This is a genomic window from Tabrizicola flagellatus (assembly GCF_008271465.1).
In the GTDB taxonomy this organism is placed as follows: Bacteria; Pseudomonadota; Alphaproteobacteria; order Rhodobacterales; family Rhodobacteraceae; genus Tabrizicola; species Tabrizicola flagellata.
The window spans coordinates 236,186-258,713 of the sequence record NZ_VMDU01000004.1 but is presented as its reverse complement, the minus strand read 5'-3'; the positions used below and the strand labels follow the sequence as shown (position 1 = coordinate 258,713).

The 22,528-nt window shown below is 68.0% G+C and carries 21 protein-coding genes; 14 read left to right on the top strand and 7 right to left on the bottom strand.

Translation table 11 applies throughout. From position 1 onward, the window contains the following. Positions 1-15: 15 nt before the first annotated feature. Entirely contained in the window at positions 16-861 is an 846-nt protein-coding gene (locus FL625_RS08920; protein WP_149588306.1) for an amidohydrolase family protein, read from the top strand. 146 nt (positions 862-1,007) lie between these two features. Here the strand turns inward: FL625_RS08920 and FL625_RS08915 are convergent, their stop codons facing one another. Then, positions 1,008-2,519: a UxaA family hydrolase gene (locus tag FL625_RS08915; protein ID WP_149588305.1), complete on the bottom strand. Its 1,512-nt coding sequence runs from the start codon at positions 2,517-2,519 to the stop codon at positions 1,008-1,010. Between the two features lie 66 nt (positions 2,520-2,585). On the opposite strand from FL625_RS08915, the gene FL625_RS08910 reads away from it, so the two are divergent. Next, positions 2,586-3,317, top strand: coding sequence for a GntR family transcriptional regulator (locus FL625_RS08910; RefSeq protein ID WP_149588304.1), 732 nt, complete (start codon positions 2,586-2,588; stop codon positions 3,315-3,317). Next, positions 3,314-4,276, top strand: coding sequence for a sugar phosphate isomerase/epimerase family protein (locus tag FL625_RS08905; RefSeq protein WP_149588303.1), 963 nt, complete (start codon positions 3,314-3,316; stop codon positions 4,274-4,276). Before FL625_RS08910 ends, FL625_RS08905 begins: the two co-directional genes overlap by 4 nt. Positions 4,277-4,354: 78 nt before the next feature. On the opposite strand, the gene FL625_RS08900 is transcribed toward FL625_RS08905, so the two are convergent. Next, positions 4,355-5,377 (bottom strand): aldo/keto reductase, encoded by a 1,023-nt coding sequence (locus FL625_RS08900; protein ID WP_149588302.1) that lies wholly within the window; start codon positions 5,375-5,377, stop codon positions 4,355-4,357. A 91-nt stretch (positions 5,378-5,468) separates the two neighbouring features. Here FL625_RS08900 and FL625_RS08895 point away from each other — a divergent pair, with 91 nt between their 5' ends. The 4 genes from FL625_RS08895 to FL625_RS08880 are packed head-to-tail and all read left to right on the top strand — an operon-like array spanning position 5,469 to position 9,587. Then, positions 5,469-6,281 carry a BtpA/SgcQ family protein gene (locus FL625_RS08895; RefSeq protein WP_149588301.1) on the top strand — a complete coding sequence of 271 codons (813 nt, stop codon included), beginning with the start codon at positions 5,469-5,471 and terminating at the stop codon, positions 6,279-6,281. Next, positions 6,278-7,366 (top strand): M42 family metallopeptidase, encoded by a 1,089-nt coding sequence (locus FL625_RS08890; RefSeq protein ID WP_149588300.1) that lies wholly within the window; start codon positions 6,278-6,280, stop codon positions 7,364-7,366. The genes FL625_RS08895 and FL625_RS08890 overlap by 4 nt, the downstream gene beginning before the upstream one ends. Next, entirely contained in the window at positions 7,363-8,853 is a 1,491-nt protein-coding gene (locus tag FL625_RS08885; RefSeq protein ID WP_149588299.1) for an FGGY-family carbohydrate kinase, read from the top strand. The genes FL625_RS08890 and FL625_RS08885 overlap by 4 nt, the downstream gene beginning before the upstream one ends. Further along, a complete protein-coding gene (locus tag FL625_RS08880) occupies positions 8,850-9,587 on the top strand; it encodes a creatininase family protein (RefSeq protein ID WP_149588298.1) in 738 nt (245 codons plus the stop codon). The genes FL625_RS08885 and FL625_RS08880 overlap by 4 nt, the downstream gene beginning before the upstream one ends. An 88-nt stretch (positions 9,588-9,675) precedes the next feature. On the opposite strand, the gene FL625_RS08875 is transcribed toward FL625_RS08880, so the two are convergent. The 4 genes from FL625_RS08875 to FL625_RS08860 all read right to left on the bottom strand — a co-directional run bounded on the left by FL625_RS08875 (position 9,676) and on the right by FL625_RS08860 (position 13,999). Further along, entirely contained in the window at positions 9,676-10,131 is a 456-nt protein-coding gene (locus tag FL625_RS08875; protein ID WP_149588297.1) for an RbsD/FucU family protein, read from the bottom strand. Positions 10,132-10,217: 86 nt separating this feature from the next. Next, positions 10,218-11,183 carry a carbohydrate ABC transporter permease gene (locus tag FL625_RS08870; protein ID WP_149588296.1) on the bottom strand — a complete coding sequence of 322 codons (966 nt, stop codon included), beginning with the start codon at positions 11,181-11,183 and terminating at the stop codon, positions 10,218-10,220. A 13-nt stretch (positions 11,184-11,196) separates the two neighbouring features. Next, positions 11,197-12,273 (bottom strand): carbohydrate ABC transporter permease, encoded by a 1,077-nt coding sequence (locus FL625_RS08865; protein ID WP_235019365.1) that lies wholly within the window; start codon positions 12,271-12,273, stop codon positions 11,197-11,199. A 97-nt stretch (positions 12,274-12,370) separates the two neighbouring features. Beyond that, a complete protein-coding gene (locus FL625_RS08860; protein ID WP_235019364.1) occupies positions 12,371-13,999 on the bottom strand; it encodes an extracellular solute-binding protein in 1,629 nt (542 codons plus the stop codon). Positions 14,000-14,202: 203 nt separating this feature from the next. Here FL625_RS08860 and FL625_RS08855 point away from each other — a divergent pair, with 203 nt between their 5' ends. From FL625_RS08855 to rbsK, 3 genes are read left to right on the top strand one after another with little or no spacing between them, the layout of a single operon-like run. Continuing rightward, positions 14,203-15,252 carry an ABC transporter ATP-binding protein gene (locus FL625_RS08855; protein ID WP_149588294.1) on the top strand — a complete coding sequence of 350 codons (1,050 nt, stop codon included), beginning with the start codon at positions 14,203-14,205 and terminating at the stop codon, positions 15,250-15,252. A gap of 18 nt (positions 15,253-15,270) precedes the next feature. Next, positions 15,271-15,723 carry an RbsD/FucU family protein gene (locus tag FL625_RS08850; RefSeq protein WP_149588293.1) on the top strand — a complete coding sequence of 151 codons (453 nt, stop codon included), beginning with the start codon at positions 15,271-15,273 and terminating at the stop codon, positions 15,721-15,723. 3 nt (positions 15,724-15,726) lie between these two features. Then, positions 15,727-16,653, top strand: coding sequence for a ribokinase (gene rbsK, locus FL625_RS08845; protein WP_149588292.1), 927 nt, complete (start codon positions 15,727-15,729; stop codon positions 16,651-16,653). Here rbsK and FL625_RS08840 read toward each other — a convergent pair. Beyond that, the gene (locus FL625_RS08840) at positions 16,650-17,429 is read right to left on the bottom strand and encodes a DeoR/GlpR family DNA-binding transcription regulator (RefSeq protein ID WP_149588291.1); all 780 of its coding nucleotides are present in this window, start codon (positions 17,427-17,429) and stop codon (positions 16,650-16,652) included. The two genes, rbsK and FL625_RS08840, sit on opposite strands and share 4 nt — an antisense overlap. A gap of 185 nt (positions 17,430-17,614) precedes the next feature. Between FL625_RS08840 and FL625_RS08835 the strand changes: the two genes are divergently transcribed. The 4 genes from FL625_RS08835 to FL625_RS08820 all read left to right on the top strand — a co-directional run bounded on the left by FL625_RS08835 (position 17,615) and on the right by FL625_RS08820 (position 22,522). After that, positions 17,615-18,562 carry an ABC transporter substrate-binding protein gene (locus FL625_RS08835; protein WP_149588290.1) on the top strand — a complete coding sequence of 316 codons (948 nt, stop codon included), beginning with the start codon at positions 17,615-17,617 and terminating at the stop codon, positions 18,560-18,562. 66 nt (positions 18,563-18,628) lie between these two features. Further along, positions 18,629-19,657 carry a quaternary amine ABC transporter ATP-binding protein gene (locus FL625_RS08830; protein ID WP_149588289.1) on the top strand — a complete coding sequence of 343 codons (1,029 nt, stop codon included), beginning with the start codon at positions 18,629-18,631 and terminating at the stop codon, positions 19,655-19,657. After that, positions 19,654-21,642: an ABC transporter permease gene (locus FL625_RS08825; protein ID WP_149588288.1), complete on the top strand. Its 1,989-nt coding sequence runs from the start codon at positions 19,654-19,656 to the stop codon at positions 21,640-21,642. The genes FL625_RS08830 and FL625_RS08825 overlap by 4 nt, the downstream gene beginning before the upstream one ends. Next, positions 21,635-22,522, top strand: a complete 888-nt coding sequence (locus FL625_RS08820) for a phosphotransferase (RefSeq protein WP_149588287.1) — start codon at positions 21,635-21,637, stop codon at positions 22,520-22,522. Before FL625_RS08825 ends, FL625_RS08820 begins: the two co-directional genes overlap by 8 nt. The last annotated feature ends 6 nt before the right edge of the window (positions 22,523-22,528 follow it).

The following is a 22,528-nucleotide window of genomic DNA, read 5'->3' as shown; positions in this document are numbered from 1 at the left end:
CTGCACGAGGCCCCAATGCCCGACTTTCCGATCATCGACAGCCACCTGCATCTCTGGGATCCCCGGCGGCTCAGCTATCCATGGCTCAAGGGCCTGCCGCTCGACCGGCCCTTCCTGCCCGCCGACTTCCGCGCGGCGAGCGACGGGGTGGACATCGAGGCGCTGGTCTTCCTCGAATGCGCCGCCGCCCCGGAGCAGACCTTCGCCGAGGCAGAGGCGGTGCTGGGCTGGGCGGAGGAAGAGCCGCGCATCGCCGCCATGGTTTGCAACGCCGCGCTGGAACGGGGCGACGCGGTGCGGGGCGATCTCGAACGGCTGGCGGCCACTCCGAAGGTGCGCGGCATCCGCCGGATCTACCAGGACGAACCCGATCCCGCCTTCTGCCTGCGCCCCGATTTCGTCACCGGGGTCCGGGCGCTGGCCGATTACGGCCTGTCCTTCGACCTCTGCCTCAAACATCCCCAGCTGCCCTCGACCATCGGCCTGGTCGATGCCTGTCCGAACGTGCCGATGGTCGTGGACCATATCGCCAAGCCCGGCATCGCCGCGGGCCTGATGCAGCCCTGGGCCGACCAGTTGCGCGAGCTTGCCCGGCGCGAGCACCTGGTCTGCAAGCTCTCCGGGGTCGCTACCGAGGCCGCCGCCGACTGGACGCCGGAAACGCTGCGCCCCTACATGGAGGTCGCGCTGGAGGCCTTCGGCCCCTCGCGGCTCATGTTCGGCGGCGACTGGCCGGTGGCGACGCTGGCCATCGGCTATCGCGACTGGGTGGCGCTGGTGGACGAGGTGACGGCCGACCTGTCCGAGACCGAACGGCGGCAGATCTTCCGCGACACCGCGCGGGACTTCTACCGGCTGTAGGGTCCATCGGACCTTGACAGAAGCACGGCGAATCCGCTGTCCCGCCCGTGGGAACCACGGGCAGCACCCGACCGCCTACCCGGCGGTCAGGCGCCGCCCTTCGCTCCTCGGGATCGAGGGCTGATCAAGGCTGGTCGCGATCTTCCCTACATCACCGCGCCGATCTGCCACGGCACGAACTCCGCCCCGCCGAAGCCCAGCTGTTCGGACAAAGTGCGCTCGCCCGAGGCGACGGCGATCATCTTCTCCAGGATCTCCTCGCCCTTGGCCTCGATGCTGGTGCCGTCGAGGATGTCGCCGCAGTTGATGTCCATGTCCTCCTGCATCCGGGCATACATCTCGGTGTTGGTGGCCAGCTTGATGCAGGGGCTGGGCTTGTAGCCGGAAACCGACCCCCGCCCGGTGGTGAAGACGATCAGCGTGGCGCCGCTGGCGATCTGGCCGGTCACGCTGCAGGGGTCGTAGCCGGGGCTGTCCATGTAGACGAAGCCCGGCGTGGTGATGGCTTCCGCGAACTTGTAGACCCCCGCCAGCGGCGCCGTGCCGCCCTTGGCCACCGCGCCCAGCGACTTTTCCAGGATCGTGGTCAGCCCGCCGCGCTTGTTGCCGGGGCTGGGGTTGTTGTCCATCTCGCCGCCGTTGATCGCGGTGTAGTTCTCCCACCAGCGGATGCGCTCCAGGAGCCGCTCGCCGACCTCCGGGCTGACCGCGCGGCGGGTCAGGAGGTGCTCGGCCCCGTAGATCTCCGGTGTCTCGGACAGGATCGTGGTGCCGCCCATCCGCACCAGAAGGTCGCTGGCATGGCCAAGGGCCGGGTTCGCCGTGATCCCGCTGTATCCGTCCGACCCGCCGCATTGCAGCCCGACGATCAGCTTCGACACCGGCGCCGGCCTGCGCGTGGCCTGCGCGGCGACCTCGGCCATCTCGCGCAGCACCTTCAGCGCGCGCTCGATCGTGGCCCGCGTGCCGCCCTCGCCCTGGATGGTCATGTAGCGGAAGTTCCCGTCCGGCCGCAGGCGCCCCTGGCCCACGAGGTCGGGCACCTGCATCACCTCGCAGCCGAGGCCCACCAGCAGGATCCCCCCGAAATTTGCGTTCCGCGCATAGCCCTTCAGCGTGCGCATCAGCGTCGCATAGCCCTCGTTGGTGCCCGACATGCCGCAGCCGGTGTTGTGGACGATCGGCACGAAGCCGTCGATGTTCGGCATCGCGGACAGGACCGGGTCCTTCTCCGCCGCCTCGGCGATGAAACGCGCGACCGAGCCCGAGCAGTTCACCGAGGTCAGGATGCCAAGGTAGTTCCGCGTCCCTACCTGCCCGTCGGCACGGTGATAGCCCATGAACTCGCGCGGGGGCAGAGGGGGCAGGGGGCGGGCCTCGGCTCCGATGGCATAGTCGGTCGAATGGGGGCCCATGCCGAGGTTGTGGCTGTGGATGTGGCCGCCCGCGGGGATGTCCTCGGTCGCCTGGCCGATCGCCTGGCCATAGCGCAGCACCGTCTCGCCCCTGGCGATGGCGCGGCTGGCGATCTTGTGGCCGCGCGGCACCGGGCCGGGCAGGGGCGCCTCCACCCCCGGCACGCTCGCCCCCTTCGGCAGATCGGTCAGCGCAATCACCAGGTTGTCCCGCCCGTGCAACCGTATTACCGCATCCGCCATCGCCTTCCCCCTCTCACCCGTGTGCGGACCGCTTGACAGCCCGCCCGACCAGCCTAACATGTTAGCATGCTACCAGCGCCCGCAACCGGATCACAAGACCAGAATGGCGCCGCCCGGCTGGAGCCTCTGGAGCGGTTCCAGGGTTCGCTGGGCCAGCGGGTCTATCAGAGCCTGAAACAGGCGATCCTGACGCTTGAGTTCCGCCCGGGCGACAGCATCCGCAAGCCCGAGATCTGCGACCGCCTCGGCGTGTCGCGCTCACCCGTCGCCGATGCGGTGGCGCGGCTGGCGGCGGACGGTCTGGTGGACATCGTGCCCCAGGCCGGCACCTTCGTCACCCGGCTGTCGATGACCGACATCCGCGAGGGCGCCTTCATCCGCGAGGCGATCGAGGTCGCCGCCGCCGAACTCGTGGCCGAACGCATCACCGAGGACCAGCTGCGCGACCTGCGCCGCAACCTGCGCCTGCAGGAGGCGCTGGTCGCGGACGGCGACCGGCAGGGCTTCATGGCGCTGGACGCGCAGTTCCACGAGATGATGCTGTCCTTCACCGGCTTTCCGCGGCTGGCGCAGGTTGCGCAGACCGCCTGGCTCTCGGTGGACCGGGCGCGCCAGCTGATCCTGCCGGTCGAGGGACGGCTTCAGGCCACGCTGGACGAACACCGCGCCATCCTTGCCGCCTTCGAGGCCCACGATCCCGCCGCCGCACGGGCCGCCGTGCAGCACCACCTGCGCCAGCTGCTGACCTACCTCGCGCCGCTGGAACGCGCCCATCCCGAACTTTTCGCGGCCCCATGATCCCGAACAAGCCCCGCTACGCCACTAGGCTGAACGCCTTCAAGCGGAAGGGCGACACGGTGGCCGAGATGATCGCCGCCGCCGCGCGGGTGGGGGGCCTCGACGCCGCCGACCTGAACTTCCCCGACCATTTCGACCACCACCGCCCGGCCGAGCTGACCCGGATCCTCGCCGATCACGGCATGGCGCTGAACGGGCTCGCCATGCGCTACTACACCGATCCGGGCTTCCGGCTCGGGGCCTTCTCCCACCCCGATCCCGCGACCCGCCGCGCCGCGATCGACCTGACGAAGCGCGGCCTCGATGCGCTGGCGGCGATGGGCGGGCGGCTGATGACGCTCTGGCTCGGGCAGGACGGGTTCGACTATTCCTTCCAGGCCGACTACGCGCGGATGTGGGACGACAGCATCGCCGCCATCGCCGATGTCGCCGACCACAACCCGTCCATCGACATCGCCATCGAATACAAGCCGAACGAACCCCGCGCCCATGTGGTGATGCCCGACATGGCGACGACCCTTCTGGCCCTGGCCGAGGTCGGGCGGCCGAACACCGGGGTCACGCTCGATTTCTGCCACATGCTCTTTGCCGGCGAGATGCCCGCCCGCGCCGCGATGCTGGCCGCGCGGCACAGCCGCATCCTTGGCGTGCATCTGAACGACGGCTACGGCAAGCGCGACGACGGGCTCATCGCGGGCTCGGTCCATCCGGTTCAGACGGTGGAACTCTTCGTCGCGCTCGACCGGGCGGGCTATGACGGGGTGATCTATTTCGATACCTTCCCCGACCATGGCGGCACCGACCCCTTGGGCGAGGCGCGGGCCAACATCGCTGCGACCGACCGGCTGCGCGCCATCGCGCGCGGGCTTGCCGCCGACCCTGCGCTGGCCGAGGCCCAGGCCCGCCAGGACGCCGCCGCCGCCACGCGCATCGTCATGTCCGCGCTCTACGGCGGCTGACCGCCGCTCGTCGATGACTTCGTCACTCCTCGCGGCCGCCCCACCGACGAGAAGCCGAAGGCGCACGAGGAGGCAACCCTAGATCGGCGCGTCCGCCCGGATCAGCCCTTCGGATAGCAACGCCTCCCACAGCGCCTGCGGGATCGCCGCCTCGGCCGCCGCCAGATTGGAGGCCATCTCGGGCAGCCCCTGCCCGCCGGGAATGACCGAGACCACCGCCGGATGAAGCAGCGGGAACCGGAACGCCGCATCCACCAGCCGCACCCCATGGGCCTCGCAGACCGCCTGCAACCGTGCGGCCTTCGCCATCACCCAGTCCGGCGCGGGCGCATAGTTCCAGTGCGCCCCCGGTCGCGGCCCCGTCGCGAGGATACCCGAATTGTAGGGACCGCCCACCACGATCCCCACGCCCCGAGCCTCGCACATGGGCAGGAAGCTCTCCAGCGCCTCCTGTTCCAAAAGGGTATAGCGCCCCGCCAGCAGGAAGATGTCGAAGTCCCCCCGCTCCAGGAGCCACTGGCAGGGCTGCCATTCGTTGATCCCGCCACCGAAGGCCCGGATCACCCCCTGGTCGCGCAAGGCCACCAGCGCCCGGTAGCCGCCGGCCATGAAGGCCTCCAGCCGCTCCTGCAATGCGGCCTGCGTCCCGTGGTTGAAGATGTCCAGATCATGCGCATACAGGATGTCGATCCGGTCCAGGCCCAGCCGCTCCAGCGAGAATTCCAGGCTCCGCATCGTGCCGTCATAGCTGTAGTCGTAGATCTCCTTGCGCGAGGGGACATCGACCCACTTCCCCGCCCCGTCGCCCTGGCCCGGCGGCACCGCGCGCAGAAGGCGTCCGATCTTCGTGGACAGGACGTAACTGTCGCGCGGCTTGCCCCGCAGAAAGCGGTTCAGCCGGGTCTCGGACAGCCCCAGCCCGTAAAGGGGCGCCGTGTCGTAATAGCGCACGCCGCCCGCCCATGCGGCCTCCAGCACCGCATGGGCTTCGTCGTCGCTGATGGCCTTGAAAAGATTGCCCAAGGGCGCCGCGCCGAAGCCAAGTTCGGTGAAGGTCAGCCCCCCGTTGCCCAGCCGATCCCAATGTCGCGTTGCCAGCATGAACAGCCTCCGTCCGTCACTGACATGCTAGTGTGTTCCGACTTCCCGTCCAACTCCTTTCGCGCTAGCGTGGCAGGGCAGGGGGGATCACATGTCGCGTTTTCAAGCCGTCTTCGGGGACCGCAAACCCGTCATCGCCATGGTGCATCTGGGCGCGTCGCCCGGCGCGCCGCTCTACGACGCCGCGGGCGGAATCGAGGGAATCGTCGCCGGCGCCCGGGCCGACCTGAAGGCGCTGCAAGCCGCCGGGTTCGACGCGGTGATGTTCGGCAACGAGAACGACCGCCCCTACGAGCTGAAGGTGGACACCGCCAGTTCCGCCACCATGGCCTATGTCATCGGCCGCCTCCGGGACGAGATCACCGTGCCCTTCGGCGTCAACGTGCTCTGGGACCCGATGTCCAGCTTTGCCGTTGCCGCAGCCACCGGAGCGGCCTTCGTGCGTGAGATCTTCACCGGCACCTATGCCTCCGACATGGGCGTCTGGGCCCCCGACGCAGGGGCGGCGGTGCGCTATGCCCAGCGCCTTGGTGCGGGCGGCGTGGCGCGGCTCTACAACGTCTCGGCCGAGTTCGCCGACAGCCTCGACCGCCGCCCCTTGCCCGACCGCGCACGATCGGCGGTGTTCTCCTCGATCCCCGATGCCGTCCTCGTCTCGGGCGCCATCACCGGCGAAGCCGCGCGGATGGAGGACCTCGAGGGCGTGAAGCGCGTCCTGCCCACCACCCCCGTCCTCGCCAACACCGGCGTCAAGCATGCCACCGTGGCCGATGTCCTCGCCGTGGCCGACGGCTGCATCGTCGGCTCGGCGCTGAAGGTCGGCGGGGACACCTGGGCGCCCGTCGATCCCGACCGCGCCGCCGATTTCATGGCCCGCGCCCGCGCCGCCCGGAGGGGCCGATGACGCTCCCCTCCGTCGCCGACCTGACCGTCGAACTCATGCTCATCCCCGGCCTCGCCGGATACGAGACCCGCGTCGCCGCCGCCATCGCCGGGCATCTGGATGCCCTTGGCCTCGCCCATGCCTCCGACCGCCTCGGCAACCTGACCTGCACGCTCCCCGGCGACCCGGCGCTGCCCCCCGTGATGGTCTTCACCCATATGGACCAATTGGGCTTCGTCGTCCGCAAGATCGAACCCACGGGCCTCATCCGCCTCGAACGCCTCGGCGGCGTCCCCGAACGCGCCTTGCCCGCGCAAGCCGTCCTCCTCTGCACCGACAAGGGCGACCTCCCCGCCCTCATCGCCAACAAGAGCCACCACGCCACCACCCCCGAAGAGAAATACAAGGTCCTCCCCTACGCCGACCTCTACGTTGACGCAGGCTTCACCTCCAAAGCCGAGGCCGAAGCCGCCGGCGTCCGCATCGGCACCCCCGTCACCTACCTCCCCCGGGCCCTGACCCTGGCCAACAACCGCATCGCCGGCACCTCCGTGGACGACCGCGCGGGCTGCGCCGCCCTCCTGAAACTCGCCGAAGCCCGGAAAGCCAAACCCGGTCCCACCCTCCACCTCGTCTGGTCGGTGCAAGAGGAATACAACCTTCGCGGCGTCCTGCCCGCCGCCACCGCGCTGCAACCGGCCATCGCGCTCCAGATCGACCTCCTCCTCGCCTGCGACACCCCCGACATGGTGACCCGAGGCGACATCACCCTCGGCGGCGGCCCCGGCATCAGCCTTTACTCCTTTCACGGCCGCGGCACGCTGAACGGGGTCATCCCGCACCCCGCCCTCGTCCGCCTGTTCGAGGACGCCGCCCAGACAGCCAACCTTCCCCTCCAGCGCTCGGCCCATACCGGCGCGCTGACCGACCTTTCCTACATCCAGTTCATGGGAGCCGAAGGCGTCGCCTGCCTCGATGTCGGTTTCCCGATGCGCTACTCCCATTCCGCGCTGGAAGTCGTGGACCCGGCCGACCTGCAAGGCCTCGTCATCCTGATCGACACCGCGCTTTCCGCCATCGCCCCCGACCTCAAGCTCACCCGATGACCCACACGCCCCGCCCTCATACCCTGGGAATCGACATCGGCACCTTCGAATCCAAGGGCGTCCTCGTGGACGCCCAGGGCCGCATCACCGCCCAGGCCTCGCGCCCGCACAAGATGATCGTGCCCCGCGCCGGATGGGCCGAGCACCGGGCGGATGAGGACTGGTGGGGCGATTTCGTCCACATCACCAGGGCGCTTCTGGAGCAGTCCGGCCTTGATCCCACCGACATCAAGGCCGTCGCCGCCAGCGCCATCGGCCCCTGCATGCTGCCGGTGGACAGCGCAGGCCGCCCCCTGATGAACGGCGTCCTCTACGGTGTCGATACCCGCGCGACCGACCAGATCGAGGCCCTGAACGCCCGGATCGGCGAGGCGGCCATCCACCAACGCTGCGGCAATGCCCTGACCTCGCAGTCGGTCGGGCCGAAGATCCTCTGGCTGAAGGAAACGCAGCCCGACCTCTACGCGCAGACCACAAAGGTCCTGACTTCCACCAGCTATCTCACCTGGAAGCTGACGGGCGAATACGTCATCGACCATTACACCGCCGCGAACTTCTCGCCGCTCTACGATGTCAGCACCCAGGACTGGACCGCCGACCTGGCCCTCGAGATCATCCCCCTCGACAAGCTCCCGCGCCTGATGTGGTCCACCGAGATCGCCGGCCACGTCACGCCCGAGGCCGCGCGCGAAACCGGCCTCGCCGAAGGCACCCCCGTCACCTGCGGCACCATCGACGCGGCAGCGGAAGCCGTCAGCGTCGGCGTCCAGCATCCGGGCGAGATGATGCTGATGTATGGCTCCACCATCTTCATCATCCAGGTCACCGGCCAGCCCGTCCGCGACCCGCGCCTGTGGTATGCGCCCTGGCTCTTCCCCGGCACGCATGCCTCGATGGCGGGGCTTGCGACCTCGGGCACGCTCACCCACTGGTTCCGCGACCAGCTGGCCCGCGACACCGACTTCGCGGCCCTCGTGGCCGAGGCGATGGACAGCCCCAAGGGCGCCAAGGGCCTCCTCTGCCTGCCCTACTTCTCGGGCGAGCGGACGCCGATCCACGACCCCCATGCGCGCGGCACCTTCTTCGGCCTGAACCTCACCCACACCCGCGCCGACCTCTTCCGTGCCGTCTGCGAAGGCATCGCCGCGGGCACCGCGCATGTGCTGGAGACCTATGCCGAGGTCGGCGCCTCGCCCGCCCGCATCCTTGCCGTGGGCGGTGGCACGAAGAACGCGCTCTGGCTGCAAGCGACCTCGGATTTCGGCGGGGTCCCGCAGCACGTCTGCGAAAAGACCATCGGCGCCAGCTACGGCGACGCCTTCCTCGCCGCCTGCGCCATCGGGGCGGCGGAGCCGCAGGACATCCGGGCCTGGAACCCGGAAGTGACGACGGTCCAGCCCGAACATGTCCCCGCCTATGCCAGGCAATACCCGCTCTGGAAGCGTCTCTATACGCAGACCAAGGATCTGATGCAGGCCTTGCCGTGACCGAATTCGCCCGCCTCCGCCCGCACCAGCTGCAAGCGGCGATCGCGGCGAATACCCCGGTCGTCCTGCCCATCGGGGTCCTCGAATACCACGGCCAGCATCTGCCCGCCGGGGTGGACCTGCTGGCCGTCACGCAAGTCCTCGACCGGCTGGGCGACCGGATCATCACGCTGCCCCCCTTCGCCTATGGCGCGGCCTCCCATGCCGTCGCGGGGCCAGAGGGTAAGGGCACGCTCCACATCGACGCAGGCGCGATCCTGCCTCTGGCCGAGGGGCTGTTCATGGCGCTTCTGCGCGCAGGCTTCCGCAACATCCACGGGGTGATCCACCACCAGACCGAAGGCTTCGACCAGGGGATGCCCACCGACCTCGCCTTCCGCCTCGCGGGCCGTAACGCGATCATGCGGTTTCTCGAGGCGACGCGCGGCTCCGGCTGGTGGGGCGACCGGGCGATGCAGGACTATTACGCCCGGCAGGCGGAAGGGGCCGATCCGTTCAACTGGATCCGGATCCATCCGCTGTTTCCCAAAGGCGCGGCCTATCCCTTCGACCATGCCGGAAAGGGCGAGACCGCGCTGATGCAGGCGCTGGCGCCGGATACGGTGGAAATGGCCCGCGCCAAAGAGGGCGACCACTGGTACACAGCGGATGCCGGAGAAGCTTCCGCCGAACTCGGCGAGGCAGGCGTCCAGATCGCCCTGGCCCACCTGCGGCAGGTGCTCGCCCTGAACTGAAACCCCGCTCGTCGGTGGACTTCGTCCCTCCTCGCTGCCGTCGGTTCTCCGACGAGAAGCCGAAGGCGCACGAGGAGGTTTGCCCGCCTCACACCTCCGGCAGGTCCACCACGCCCTTCTTCAGGATGAAACAGCCATAGGGCCCGGAATCCGAGGTGCGGATGATCGCAAAGGCCCGCTTGGCAGCAGCGTAGAACTCGAACCGCTCCAGCGCCTGCATGGCGACGGGGCGGCCTTCGGCCCGATCCAGCACCGCCTGCATCCGGGCAAAGACCGGCATCTGGGCCTCCGGATCGCCCACCACCTGCATCCGGGTGACGGGGGCGGGAACGAAGGTATCCAGCGGCATCAGGCTCAGGATCGCCCGTGCGGCGGTGGGCAGGTCGCAGCCTGCCATGTCGATCAGCCGGCCATGGGTCGTTTCGGCTGCGATGGTCGCCGCCGGGTGGTTCACGTCGCAAAGCACCAGATCGTCGCCATGCCCCATCAGCATCAGGACATGCACGACCTCTGCCGAAAGCCGCTGGTCGATCCCCTTCAGCATGGCCTCTCCAAAGGTGAAGAAATCCCTAACAAAAAATCGCAAGTCCCTGTTTCAAAAGGACTCCTGGGTTTTGTCCACCGTGGACACTACTTGACCGCCCCCGCGGCCATCCCCTTGATGATGAACCGCTCCAGCAGCACCCCGATGATGACCAGCGGCAGGATCGCCGCGAAGGACAGGGCCGCCATGGCCCACCAGTTGATCCCCTGCGACCCGGTCTGGCTCGCCACCATCACCGGCAGGGTATTGGCATGGGTCGAGGTCAGGAGCGCGGCGAAGAAATACTCGTTCCAGGTCAGCACGAGACTCAGGATGAAGGCTGCCACCATGCCGGGCAGGGCGATGGGCAGGATGATGGTCAGGAAGGCCCCCCAGATCGACAGCCCATCGACCAGCGCGGCCTCTTCCAGCTCGGTCGGTATGGTCTCGAACTGATCCTTCATGATCCAGATCACGATGGGCAGGACCGTCAGGGTGTAGAGAAGGATCAGCCCGATCCGCGTGTCGAGGAGCGCCAGTTCCTTGTAGAGGACGAGGAAGGGCAGGGCGAGCACGACGGGCGGCAGGATCAGCTGCGACAGGAAGAAGAACGAGATGTCGTCGTTCTTCATGAAGCCGAAGCGGTAGCGGAACCGCGACAGCCCATAGGCCGCCAGCGACCCCAGCACCACCGCCAGCGTCGAGGCCGACAGCGCCACGATGGCGGAATTGCCGAAGCGTTTCAGGAACTCGGCCCGGACCGTGCTTTCCTGTCCGATGGTCGAGGGCGAAAGCCCGATCGATTCCCATCCCTTCCACTTCGGCTCGTAGAACAGCTTCTTCGCCCAGTCGCCCTCGGGCGTCCATTCGGCGGGCCAGGGGATCATCTGGCCCTGCATCACGTTCGGGGCCATCTTGAAGCTGGTGGTGGCGGTCCAGTAGATCGGGAACAGGCAGATCACCGCCCAGAGCGCGAGGACGCCGTAGATCGCCGTCCGCCCGGCCCACCATTTCATGCGGAAGCCGCGGTCGCTGTCGCTGTCGCGGAAGATCTGCGCGGGGGTATCGGTCATCGCGGCGTCCCACTCAGGTGCGCGGCCGCGTCAGGCGCGCGGCGAGTTTCATCAGGATCGTCATGCCGATCACGATCAGGACCAGATAGACCATGGCCAGCATGGTGCCGTAGCCGACGTTCGACCGCTCCCGGTATTCGCGGAAGATGAAGCTGGTCACCGTGTCCGTCGCGCCCCCCGGCCCGCCGGAGGTGATGGTGATGACGATGTCGGCGAGCTTCAGCTTGAAGATGATGCGGATCAGGATGGCCGTAACCGAGACCGGCAGCATCAGCGGGAAAGTGATCTCCCAGAACGACTTCCAGCCCGTCGCGCCATCGACGCGGCTGGCCTCCTGCAACTCCTTCGGAATGGCCTGGAGGCCGGCCAGCAACATGATCATCATGAAGGGGATGAAGGTCCAGGCATCCAGCACCATGATGGTGAGCTTCGCCATCCAGGGGCTTTCGAAGAAGCTCGGCTGCTCTACCCCCAGCGCACGGGCAAGGCGGGCGAGGGGACCGAAGCGGGGTTCCAGCATCGACTTGCCGATCATCCACGACACGGCCACGGGCGACAGCATGAGCGGCATCAGGAACGCCACCCGCCAGAACTTCCGCGCCCGGATCTGCCCGGCCAGGATCAGTGCAAGACCGAAGGCGATGGCGTATTCCACAACGATCGCCGCGACATAGATCACCATGTTGCCCAGCGCGTTCCAGTAGAACGGATCGTGCCACATCTGCACGAGGTTCGCCGTGCCGTTGAACTGCCGCCCGGAAAGACTGGAGAGGTTCCAGTTGGAAAAGGCGATCAGCAGGCCGAAGAGCAGCGGAAAGATCGTCAGCGAGACCACGAACAGCGCGGCGGGCAGGACGAAGAGGGTCCGCTTGCCCTGCTCGCCCCGGATGATGACCTGCGCCCAGCACAGGCAGGTCGCAAAGAGGCAGTAGGCATAAAGCGTCGGCCGCCAGTTGGCGAAGCCGAAGTCGCGCCAGCCCAGAACCTGCGCGGCCTGCGCCAGCGCTACCAGCGCCAGAAGCCCGGCCGAGCCCCAGATCAGCCCCCGCCCGATCCGGCGCCGGTTGTCGGAAATGTCGTCGCTGGTCACGACGTGAAGTTGGTCGCCGCCGCTCAACGCTCAGCCCTGCTTCTGGAGAAAAGGGGCGCGCGGTCCGTCCGCGCGCCCCGGTCTGTCTTGGACGGGATCACATCCCCAGAGACGCCTTGTAGAGCGCGATCTGGCTGTCGCGGCCGATCTGATCGGTGATCTTCTCCCAGGCGGCGGCGATGGCGTCCGCGGTTTCCTGGGCCGACTTGTATTGGCCGGCAAAGCCCTTTGCCAACTCGTCCTCGGCCACCGAGTAATACTGGAAGATGCCCGGAATCCGCGGCTCGATCGCGGCGTTGGGGTGGTTGTAGCTGTCGCGGTTCGAGCCGAGGTAATCCTCGATGAAGGCCCGGTCGTAACCCGCGGCTTCCCATTCGTCGAAGTTGAAGTGCGAGTTGCGGTAGGGCTGGAACCCGGACGGATAGGCCGCCATCCACAGCGAGATGTCCTTGCCGCCCAGATGCGCCGCCGCCGACCAGGCCGCCTTGCGCTTCTTCTCGTCGCCCGAGACGCGGTTGGTGACATAGATCCCCCAGCCGAGATAGGCGAGGTTCGGCGCGAAGTTCTCCTTCTCTTCCCAGGCGCCGGTCTTCGAGTTGTAAACCTTCTTCGCGCCGGGGTTGATGTCGAAGCCCACCACGTCGCCCACCACCGAGGTGTCCGAGGTGCGCGCATTCGAACCCACGTCGCCCCACCAGGTCAGCGCCGCGCCGGTGCCGGCGAGGAACTGCTGGAAGGCGGTGGTGCCGGGGTCGGCGTTGATCTGGTCCGGCGGATAGGCACCGGCGGCGATCAGGTCAATCACGTCCTGGATCGCCTGCACCCAGGCCGGGTTGTTGACGCGCGGCTTCATCGTGTCGGGGTCGAAGAGCCAGGCCGGATCGTCCGGGTGCTTGGCATAGGCCGAGGCGCGGTCCTCGAGGAAGTAGAAGCCGAAGCCGCCCCAGCCCTTCAGCGGGTCGAGGAAGCCGTAGGCCGGCAGGCCGGTGAGCGGATCGGTCTGGCCCTTGAGCGCGACCGACATCGCGTTGACCTCGTCCCAGTGCTTCGGCATGTCGGCCATCCCGGTGATCGAGCCCTCGCCGAAATAGTCCTTCCGATAGGCCAGCGTGTGGCAGTCGCCGTCGATGGTGATGCGGTAGGACTTGCCGTCCCAGGTGCCGACCGGGGGTTGCAGATAGGCCACGAGGTCGTCGGCCTCGATCTGTTCCTTGACCCAGTCGGGCATCGGGTCAAGCAGGCCGCGGCCTGCGGTGTCGCCCTCGAAGGGCGCGCCCATCTCGATGATGTCGAAGTCCACCGTGCCGGTTGCGATCGACTGCTGCAGGCGCGGGTTGTAGTCGGCCTGCGCCAGGTCGATCCAGTTGATCTTGGCGCCGGTATAGGCCTCCCAGGGCTTCAGGAAGCCGCGGAACAGCACGTTGTGCAGGTTCTGGTTGTTCAGGCCGAGGAAGGTCAGCTCCACGCCGGCGAACTCGCCTTCGGAAACGAACTTCTTGACCGGGCCGAGGCACATCTCGCCCACCTTCTGCCAGTCGGCATCGGTGGGGCTGCCGGCGCCGACGCCCGGGATCTTGAGGATTTCGGCCCGCAGGTTGTCCTGGGCCGAGGCCGGTTTCGGCGCAAGTCCCGCGGGCAGGGCGCCGGCGGCACCCAGCGCCGTTGCGCCCATCAGAAAGCGGCGCCGGCTGAGGCGGCTTGCGTATTCGTAAAGTCCTGGTTTCACGGTTGGTCCTCCCTAGGTTGGCTTGGTGCCCCTTTTCGGGGTCGTCTCGCTTTTGCGGTTCAGCCGTCGGCTGCCCTTGCGGCAACCTTCGCAGCCCGGTCGGGCCTCTGTCAAGTTTCTAACATGTTAGTATGTTCAGCGGATGGACAGCGGCTTGCGCCTGCGCTTAGTCTGGCCGCAGGGAAACGGGGAGAGGGTGGCCGATGGCCGAAGTGACGATCCGGGCGCTGGAGAAATCCTATGGCGGGCTGAAGGTCATTCACGGGCTGGATCTGGACATTCCGGACGGGGCCTTCGTGGTGCTGGTGGGGCCTTCGGGCTGCGGCAAGTCCACGCTTCTGCGGATGATCGCGGGGCTGGAGGAGATCAGCGCCGGCGACATCCGCATCGGCGCGCGGCGGGTGAACAACCTGCCCCCGTCCGAGCGCGACATTGCCATGGTCTTCCAGAACTACGCGCTTTATCCGCACAAGACGGTGGCCGCGAACATGGGCTTTGCGCTGAAGATGCGCGGCATGGACAGGGGCGCGATTCGGGCCAAGGTCGAACAGGCGGCGGCGATCCTGGGGCTGACGCCCTATCTCGACCGCTATCCCCGGGCGCTGTCCGGCGGCCAGCGCCAGCGGGTCGCCATGGGCCGGGCCATAGTGCGCGACCCGCAGGTGTTCCTGTTCGACGAACCCCTGTCGAACCTCGACGCCAAGCTGCGGGTGCAGATGCGGGCCGAGATCAAGGAACTGCACCAGCGGCTGAAGACCACCACGGTCTATGTCACTCACGACCAGATCGAGGCGATGACCATGGCCGACCGGATCGTGGTCATGCAGGGCGGCCGGATCGAACAGGTCGGCGCGCCGCTGGACCTCTATGACCGGCCGGCGAACACATTCGTCGCGGCCTTCATCGGCAGTCCCTCGATGAACCTTCTCGAGGGGCGGATCGGCGGCGGGATGGTCGAGGTCGCGGGCGCGCGCCTGCCGCTGCCGGCGGGGGCGCAGGCCGGGGAAGGGCGCGAGGTGATCTACGGCATCCGGCCCGAGCATCTGGCCCTGGCCGGCGAGGGGCTGTCCGGCACGGTCGCGGTGGTCGAACCCACGGGGTCGGAAACCCATGTCGTCGTCCGCCTCGAGGGGCGCGAGTTGACGGCGGTGTTCCGCAACCGGGTTGCCTTCGGGCCGGGGGACAGGATCACTCTGGCGCCCGACGCGGGCTTGGCGCATCTATTCGACAAGGCCACCGGCCAGCGCCTTTAGGACCAAACGGGGGGAGACATGCTGAAAGGGATCGACAACCGGCTGAATGCCGATGTGCTGCGCGTCTTGCGCGCGATGGGGCATGGCGACGTGCTGATCGTCGCCGATACCAATTTCCCCTCCGATTCGGTGGCGCGGGCCACGGTCACGGGCGAACTGCTGCGGATGGAGAACCTGACCGCCGCCCAGGCGGTGCAGGCGATCCTGTCCGTCCTGCCGCTGGACACTTTCGTGGACGATTTCGCCGGCCGGATGGAGATCGTGGGCGACCCCGCCACCGTCCCGCCCGTCCAGGCCGAGGTCCAGGCCGAGATCGACCGCGCCGAGGGCCGCCATCGCCCGATGATCGGCATCGAACGCTTTGCCTTCTACGACATGGCGCGCAAGTCCTATGCCGTGATCCAGACCGGCGAGCGGCGGTTCTACGGCTGCTTCATGTTCCGCAAGGGCGTGATCCCGCCGGAGGCCTGACCCATGAAACCCATCGTGATCCTCGGCATCTTCGTCGCCGACACCGCCTACCGCGCCGAGCGCCAGCCGAAGATGGGCGAGACCATCCTCGGCACCTCCTTCGTGCTGGGGCCGGGGGGCAAGGGCTCGAACCAGTCGGTCGCCGCCGCCATGGCAGGGGGGCGCGTGCATTTCATCACCCGCCTCGGTGCCGATGCCTTCGCCGACATCGCACAGGCGACCTGGGCCAAGGCGGGGGTCATGCCCGAAGTGAAGGTGGACCGCGAAAGCTACACGGGGGCCGCCTACATCTTCATCGAGAACGCCACCGGCAACAACGCGATCATCGTCGCGCCGGGTGCGGCGGGGCGCGTCTCGGCCGAGGATGTGGAGGAGAAGGCCGAGCTGATCCGGTCAGCCTCGATCTTCGTCACGCAGCTGGAACAGCCGATCCCGGCCGCGCTGCGCGCGCTTCAGATCGCGCGCGCGGCGGGCGTCACGACGATCCTGAACCCCGCGCCCGCCGCCAGCCTGCCCGACGAGATGCTGGCGCTGTGTGACTACCTAACCCCGAACGAATCCGAGGCCGAGGCTCTGACCGGTCTGCCGGTGAGCACGGTCGATGAGGCGAAGGCGGCAGCATCTGCGCTTCTGGCAAAAGGCGTGGGGGCCGTTGTCATCACGCTGGGCGACAAGGGCGCGCTCTATCACGACGCGACCCGCACGGTGCATGTGCCCGTCATCTCGGCCGGCCCGGTGGTCGAGACGACGGGGGCGGGCGATGCCTTCAACGGCGGCTTCGCCGTGGCACTGGCCGAGGGACGCGACGTGATCGATGCGGTGCGCTTCGGCTGCGCTACGGCGGGGATTTCCGTCACCCGCCCCGGCACGGCCCCGGCCATGCCGTCGCGGTCCGAGATCGAGGCGCTGCTGGCGCGGGTTGCGGGCTAAGGCGCCACCCGGATCACTGTCCCCCAGTGGCGGGCGGCGGCGGCGAGGTCCTCGGGCGGGTCCTCGTCGGTGACGAGGATGTCGATGTCGCGCGGATCGCCCAGCAGGATCGGCGCGGTACGGTGGAACTTGCGGCTGTCCGCCGCGACGATGCAGCGTGCGGCTTGGCTGACCATCGCGCGTGCCAGCTGCGCCTCGGACAGGTCGGAGAACATCAGCCCGCGCTGCGGACAGATGCCGGAGGTCGAGATCACCGCCAGGTCCAGCCGGAAGTTCTGCACGAAGGCCAGCGCCTCGGGCCCGAAGCTGCCGCCGTCATTGGCGCGCAGCTCGCCCCCGGCGAAGAACACCCGGTTGCCGTTGCGCATCGCCAGCCGGTAGGCGACCGCCACCGAATTCGTCACCACGTTCAACCCGGAATTGCGCTGCAACGCCTCGGCAATCAGGCTGGTGGTGGAGCCCACGTCGAGAAACAGCGAGGTGCCGTCCTCGACCAGCCGCGCGACCTCTTCGGCGATGCGACGCTTGGGTTCGGCATGTTCCTGGAGCCGGGTGTTCAGGTCGGCCTCGACCGCGCGTTCCACCAGCCGCGCCCCGCCGTGGTGCTTCTGCACCAGACCGCCCTCGACCAGTCGCCGCAGGTTCCGCCGGATGGTTTCGTCCGACACTTCCAGCGCGCTGGCGAGGCTCTGGATCCGCGCCGATCCGCCCGCCTTGCGCAGCGCCTCGAGGATCTCGGCCTGGCGGTGGTTCGAGGTGCTGTCGAGATCGCTCATCGGTGCCCGCTTTCGTGGATCTGTTGAAATCTAGCGCAGGAACCCACGGAAAGCCACATCCCACGCGGGAATTACGAGGGATATGTTGGAAATTCGTTGCGACGTGTTGGGTTGGTGTTACCTTCGACCCATCGTATCGGGGAATCACCCTGCGTCACAAGAACCGGAAAACAGGGAGTCGACGGATGAAGAAGATGCTGCTCGCTTCGGTAGCCTTGGTGCTGGCGCAGGCCGTGACGGACGGCGGCGCGCTGGCCGAGGTCGAAAGCCAGGACCCGATCAAGATCACCACGCATGACTGGTCGGGCAACATCATCAGCGCCAACATCATGTCCGAGGTGCTGCGCAAGGCCGGTTACAACACGGAACTGGTGCAGGCGGATTACCTGGCGCAGTTCGCGGGTCTCAAGACCGGCGATCTGGACCTGGCGATGGAGATCTGGGCCACCACCGGCACGGATGCGCTGGAAGAGGCCGTGGCCACCGGCAACGTGGTGAACTTCGGCGAGACCGGCATGATCTCGCGCGAGGAATGGTGGTATCCCGCCTACATGGAGGAACGCTGCCCCGGCCTGCCGGACTGGCGCGCGCTGCTGGACTGCGCGGATGCCTTCGCCACCCCCGAAACCGCGCCGAACGGGCGCTACCTGGGCGGGCCGGTGACCTGGGGCGGCTATGACGAGGAACGGGTCGAGGCGCTGGGCCTGCCCTTCGAAGTCGTCCATGCCGGCACCGATGCCGCGCTCTTTGCCGAATTGCAGGCAGCCTACGAACGCAAGGATCCGATCATCCTGTGGATCTACCAGCCGCACTGGGCGCCGGCGAAATACGAGGGCAAGTTCATCGAATTCCCGCCCTACGAGCCCGCCTGCTATTCCGACCCGGCCTGGGGCGAGAACCCCGACATGGCCTACGACTGCGGCAAGCCCCTGGGGCCGATCTGGAAGGCCGGCTGGGTGGGGCTGGAGAAGAAATGGCCCGGTGCCGCGAAGATCATCCGCAACTTCACCGTCACCAACGACGAGATGGGGGCCATGGTCTACAAGGCCGATGTCGAGGGGATGAGCATCGAGGCGGTCGTCGCGGAATGGATGGCCGCGAACGAGGCCAAGTGGCAGGCCTGGATCCAGTGACCGCCGCCGCGGCCCCGGTTGCCCCGGGGCCGTCCGATCCCCAGCCGCACGGAATGCCCTGTCCCGATGGACCGCCCGACCGTCCTTGAATGCCGCAATGTCTGGAAGCTTTACGGCCCGCAGGCGGAGAGCGTCCTTTCCCGCCACGGCGGCGCCCCCTCGCCCGAGGCGCTGCGCGAGGCGGGCATCGTCCCGGCGGTGCGGCAGGCGGATGTGACGGTCGCGAAGGGCGAGATCTTCGTCATCATGGGCCTGTCGGGATCGGGCAAATCGACGCTGGTGCGCTGCCTGTCGCGGCTGATCGAGCCCACGGCCGGCGAGATCCGCTTCGAGGGGCGCGATCTTCTGAAGATGTCCGAGGCCGAGCTGATCGATCTGCGCCGGCACAAGATGGGCATGGTGTTCCAGCACTTCGCGCTTCTGCCGCATCTGACCGTGCTGGAAAACGCGGCCTTCCCGCTGGAGGTGCAGGGCGTCGATCGCCGGACGCGGCTGGACCGCGCGCGGCAGGTGATCGAACTCGTCGGCCTGACCGGGCGCGAAATGCGCTATCCGCATCAGCTTTCGGGCGGGCAGCAGCAGCGGGTGGGCATCGCGCGGTCGCTGATCGTCGAGCCGGACCTGTGGTTCCTGGACGAGCCCTTCTCGGCGCTCGACCCTCTGATCCGGCGCGAGATGCAGGATGAACTCCTGCGGCTTCAGGGGCGGTTGCAGAAGACCATCGTCTTCATCACCCACGATTTCGACGAGGCGATCCGGCTGGCCGACCGGATCGCGGTGATGCGCGACGGGGCCATCGTGCAGACCGCGACGCCCGAGGAACTGGTGCTGCGCCCGGCGACCGATTATGTGGCCGAATTCACCCGTCATATCCCCCGCGCCAAGGTCATGCGCCTGGGCACCGCCGCCCGGCCCCTGATTGGCAGCGACTTCGCGGGGGACCTGCCGGCCACCGCACTTGTCGCCGCCGTGGCCGACCGGATCGAGGCCGCCGGCAAGCCCTTCCGGGTGATCGGCGCGGCCGGAGAGGTCCTGGGCCAGGTCGATGCGCGCACCATCGTGGACATCCTGATCGGGCGGGACCTGCCCGCATGATCCGCGGACGCGCCGCAAGCTGGGCCTTCTGGCTGGGGCTGGCGGGGATCACCGCGGTCCTGTCGCTGAACGGCAAGGAGATCGCGCAGGCGACCGGCTTGTCGTGGCTGACGAAGTATCCGCAAGCCTGGCAACTCCACCTCGACCGCCAGATCTCGGCCGCGCTGAAATGGCTTCTCGAGGAGGCGACCTTCGGGCCATTCCAGTTCCGCGATTTCACGCGGTTGCTCTCGGCCCTGATCGAGGCGCCCTATACCCTCTTGCGCAACCTCGTCGTGGACGGCTTTGCCTGGGGGCGGGGACAGCAGGCCGTGCCCATCCTGCCGCCGATGGCCTGGTTGCCGGTGATCCTGGGCTTCGGCCTTCTGGCCCTGCGGCTGGGCGGGGCAAGGCTCGCGGTGCTGGTGACGGCGGCTTTCCTCTACCTGCTCCTCTTCGGGCTCTGGCAATCGGCGATGGTGACGCTGGTCTCGGTGGTGATCGCGGTGCCGCTGGGGGTGCTGGGCGGGGCGGCGCTGGGGATCCTGGCCTTCCGGGTGCGCTGGATCGACCGCGCGCTGCGCCCGGTGCTGGACCTGATGCAGACCGTGCCGGTCTTTGCCTATCTGGTGCCGATCCTGTTCCTGTTCGGCTTCGGCCCCATGGCGGCGCTGGTCGCCACGGTCATCTATGCCATGCCGCCCATGGTGCGGATCACCACGATCGGCCTGAGGGGTGTGCCGGAAGAGGTGGTCGAGGCCGGGCGCATGGCCGGCTGCACCCGGCGGCAACTGCTGTGGAAGGTCCAGCTGCCCTCGGCGCGGCGGATGATGATGGTGGGCGTGAACCAGGTCATCATGCTGACGCTGAACATGGTCATCATCGCCTCGATGATCGGCGCGGGGGGCCTTGGCTATGACGTGCTGACAGCCTTGCGCAAGCTGGACGTGGGCCGCGGGGTCGAGGCGGGCTTCGGCATCGTGGTCCTTGCCATCGCGCTGGACAAGCTGAGCCAGGCCGCCGCCAACCGCGGCCCGCGCGACCCCTCAGGCGGATCCTGGCTGTATCGCCACCGCTGGATTCTGGCCTGGGCGGCGGTGGTCGTGGCGAGCTACCCTCTCGCCATGGCGATCCCGCCGCTCGCGGTCTATCCCGCAGGCTGGCAGCTTTCGACGGGCGGGTTCTGGAGCGCGGTCGTCTCGTGGATCAACCTGAACCTCTACGACCAGATCGAGGCGGTGAAGGTCGCCGCGCTGACCTGGGTGCTGGTGCCGGTCAAGACCTTCCTCCTCGGCATCCCCTGGGCCTGGGGGCTGGTCCTGGCCGGGACAATCGCGGGCGGGATCGGCGGCTGGCGGCTGGGGGTGATGGCGGTCCTGATGACCGGCTTCATCATCACGGCCGGGCTCTGGCCCGAGGCGATGATCACCATCTACCTCTGCGGCGTCTCGGTCGTGATCGCCATGCTGATCGGCGTACCCATCGGGATCCTCGCCGGGCAGAACGACCGCGCCTATGGCGTGGTGACGCTGATCCTCGACACGCTGCAGACCCTGCCGAGCTTCGTCTACCTGATCCCGGTGGTGATGCTGTTCAAGGTCGGCGACTTCTCGGCCATGATCGCGGTGGTGATGTATGCCATCGTCCCGGCCATCCGCTATGCGGCCGTGGGCATCCGGGGGGTGGACCCGCAGCTGGTCGAGGCGGGCATCGTCTCGGGCTGCACCAGGGGCCAGCTGATCCGCAAGGTCAAGCTGCCGCTGGCCATGCCTTCGATCCTTCTGGGCCTGAACCAGACCATCATGCTGGCGATCTCGATGCTGGTCATCACCGCGCTGGTCGGCACCCGCGACCTCGGGCAGGAGGTCTATATCGCGCTGACCAAGGCCAATGCCGGCAAGGGCATCGTCGCCGGCCTGGCCGTGGCCTTCATCGCCATGATGAGCGACCGCATCATCACCGCCGCCATCGCCCGCCGCACCGCCGCGAGGGAGACCCATGCCTGACACCGCATCCCGCCTGATCGAGGCCGCCCGCCGCCTGTCCTGCTTTGCCGGCCCGTCCAACGTCGAACTGCTGGAGGGCGGCAAGACCAACCACAACGTGCTGGTCGAGGATCAGGGACGCCGCTACGTCGTGCGCTTCGGCACCGACATTCCCGAACACGGCATCCTGCGCTGGAACGAACTGGCGATCACCCGCGCGGCCGAGGCCGCCGGGGTCGGCCCCGCCGTTCGCCATGCCGAGCCGGGCCTTCTGGTCCTCGATTTCGTCGAGGCCCGCCCCCTGACGCCCGAGGACCGCGCCGACAAGCTGCTGATCCCGCGCCTCGCCGATCTGGTGGCGCGCGTCCACCGCGACGTGACCGAGGCCGTCACCGGCCCGGTCCTGTGCTTTTCCGTCCCGCACATCCTGCGCGACTACGCCCGGCTCCTGACCGCGCGCGGCTCGCCGCACGGCCCCCTTCTGCCGGGTCTGATGGCCGAGGCCGGGGAACTCGACCGCGCCATCGGCCCGTCCGACCTGCGCCTCTGCCACAACGACCTTCTGCCCGGCAACATCCTGATCGGGTCGGGGGACATCTGGCTGATCGACTGGGAATATGGCGGCTTCGGCAATCCCCTGTTCGATCTGGGCGGCATCGCCTCGAACAACGGCTTTGCGCCGGCCGAAGAGCGGCTGCTGCTCGAAGCCTATCACGACCGCCCGCTGACCGATGCGCTCTGGCGCAGCTACACGGCGATGAAATGCGCCTCGCTGTTGCGCGAGACGCTTTGGAGCATGGTCAGCGAACTGACTTCGAGCCTCGATTTCGACTACGCCGCCTATACCGCCGAAAACCTGGCCGCCTATCGCGCGGCCCTTCAGGACTTCCGCAGATTGTAAGGACCG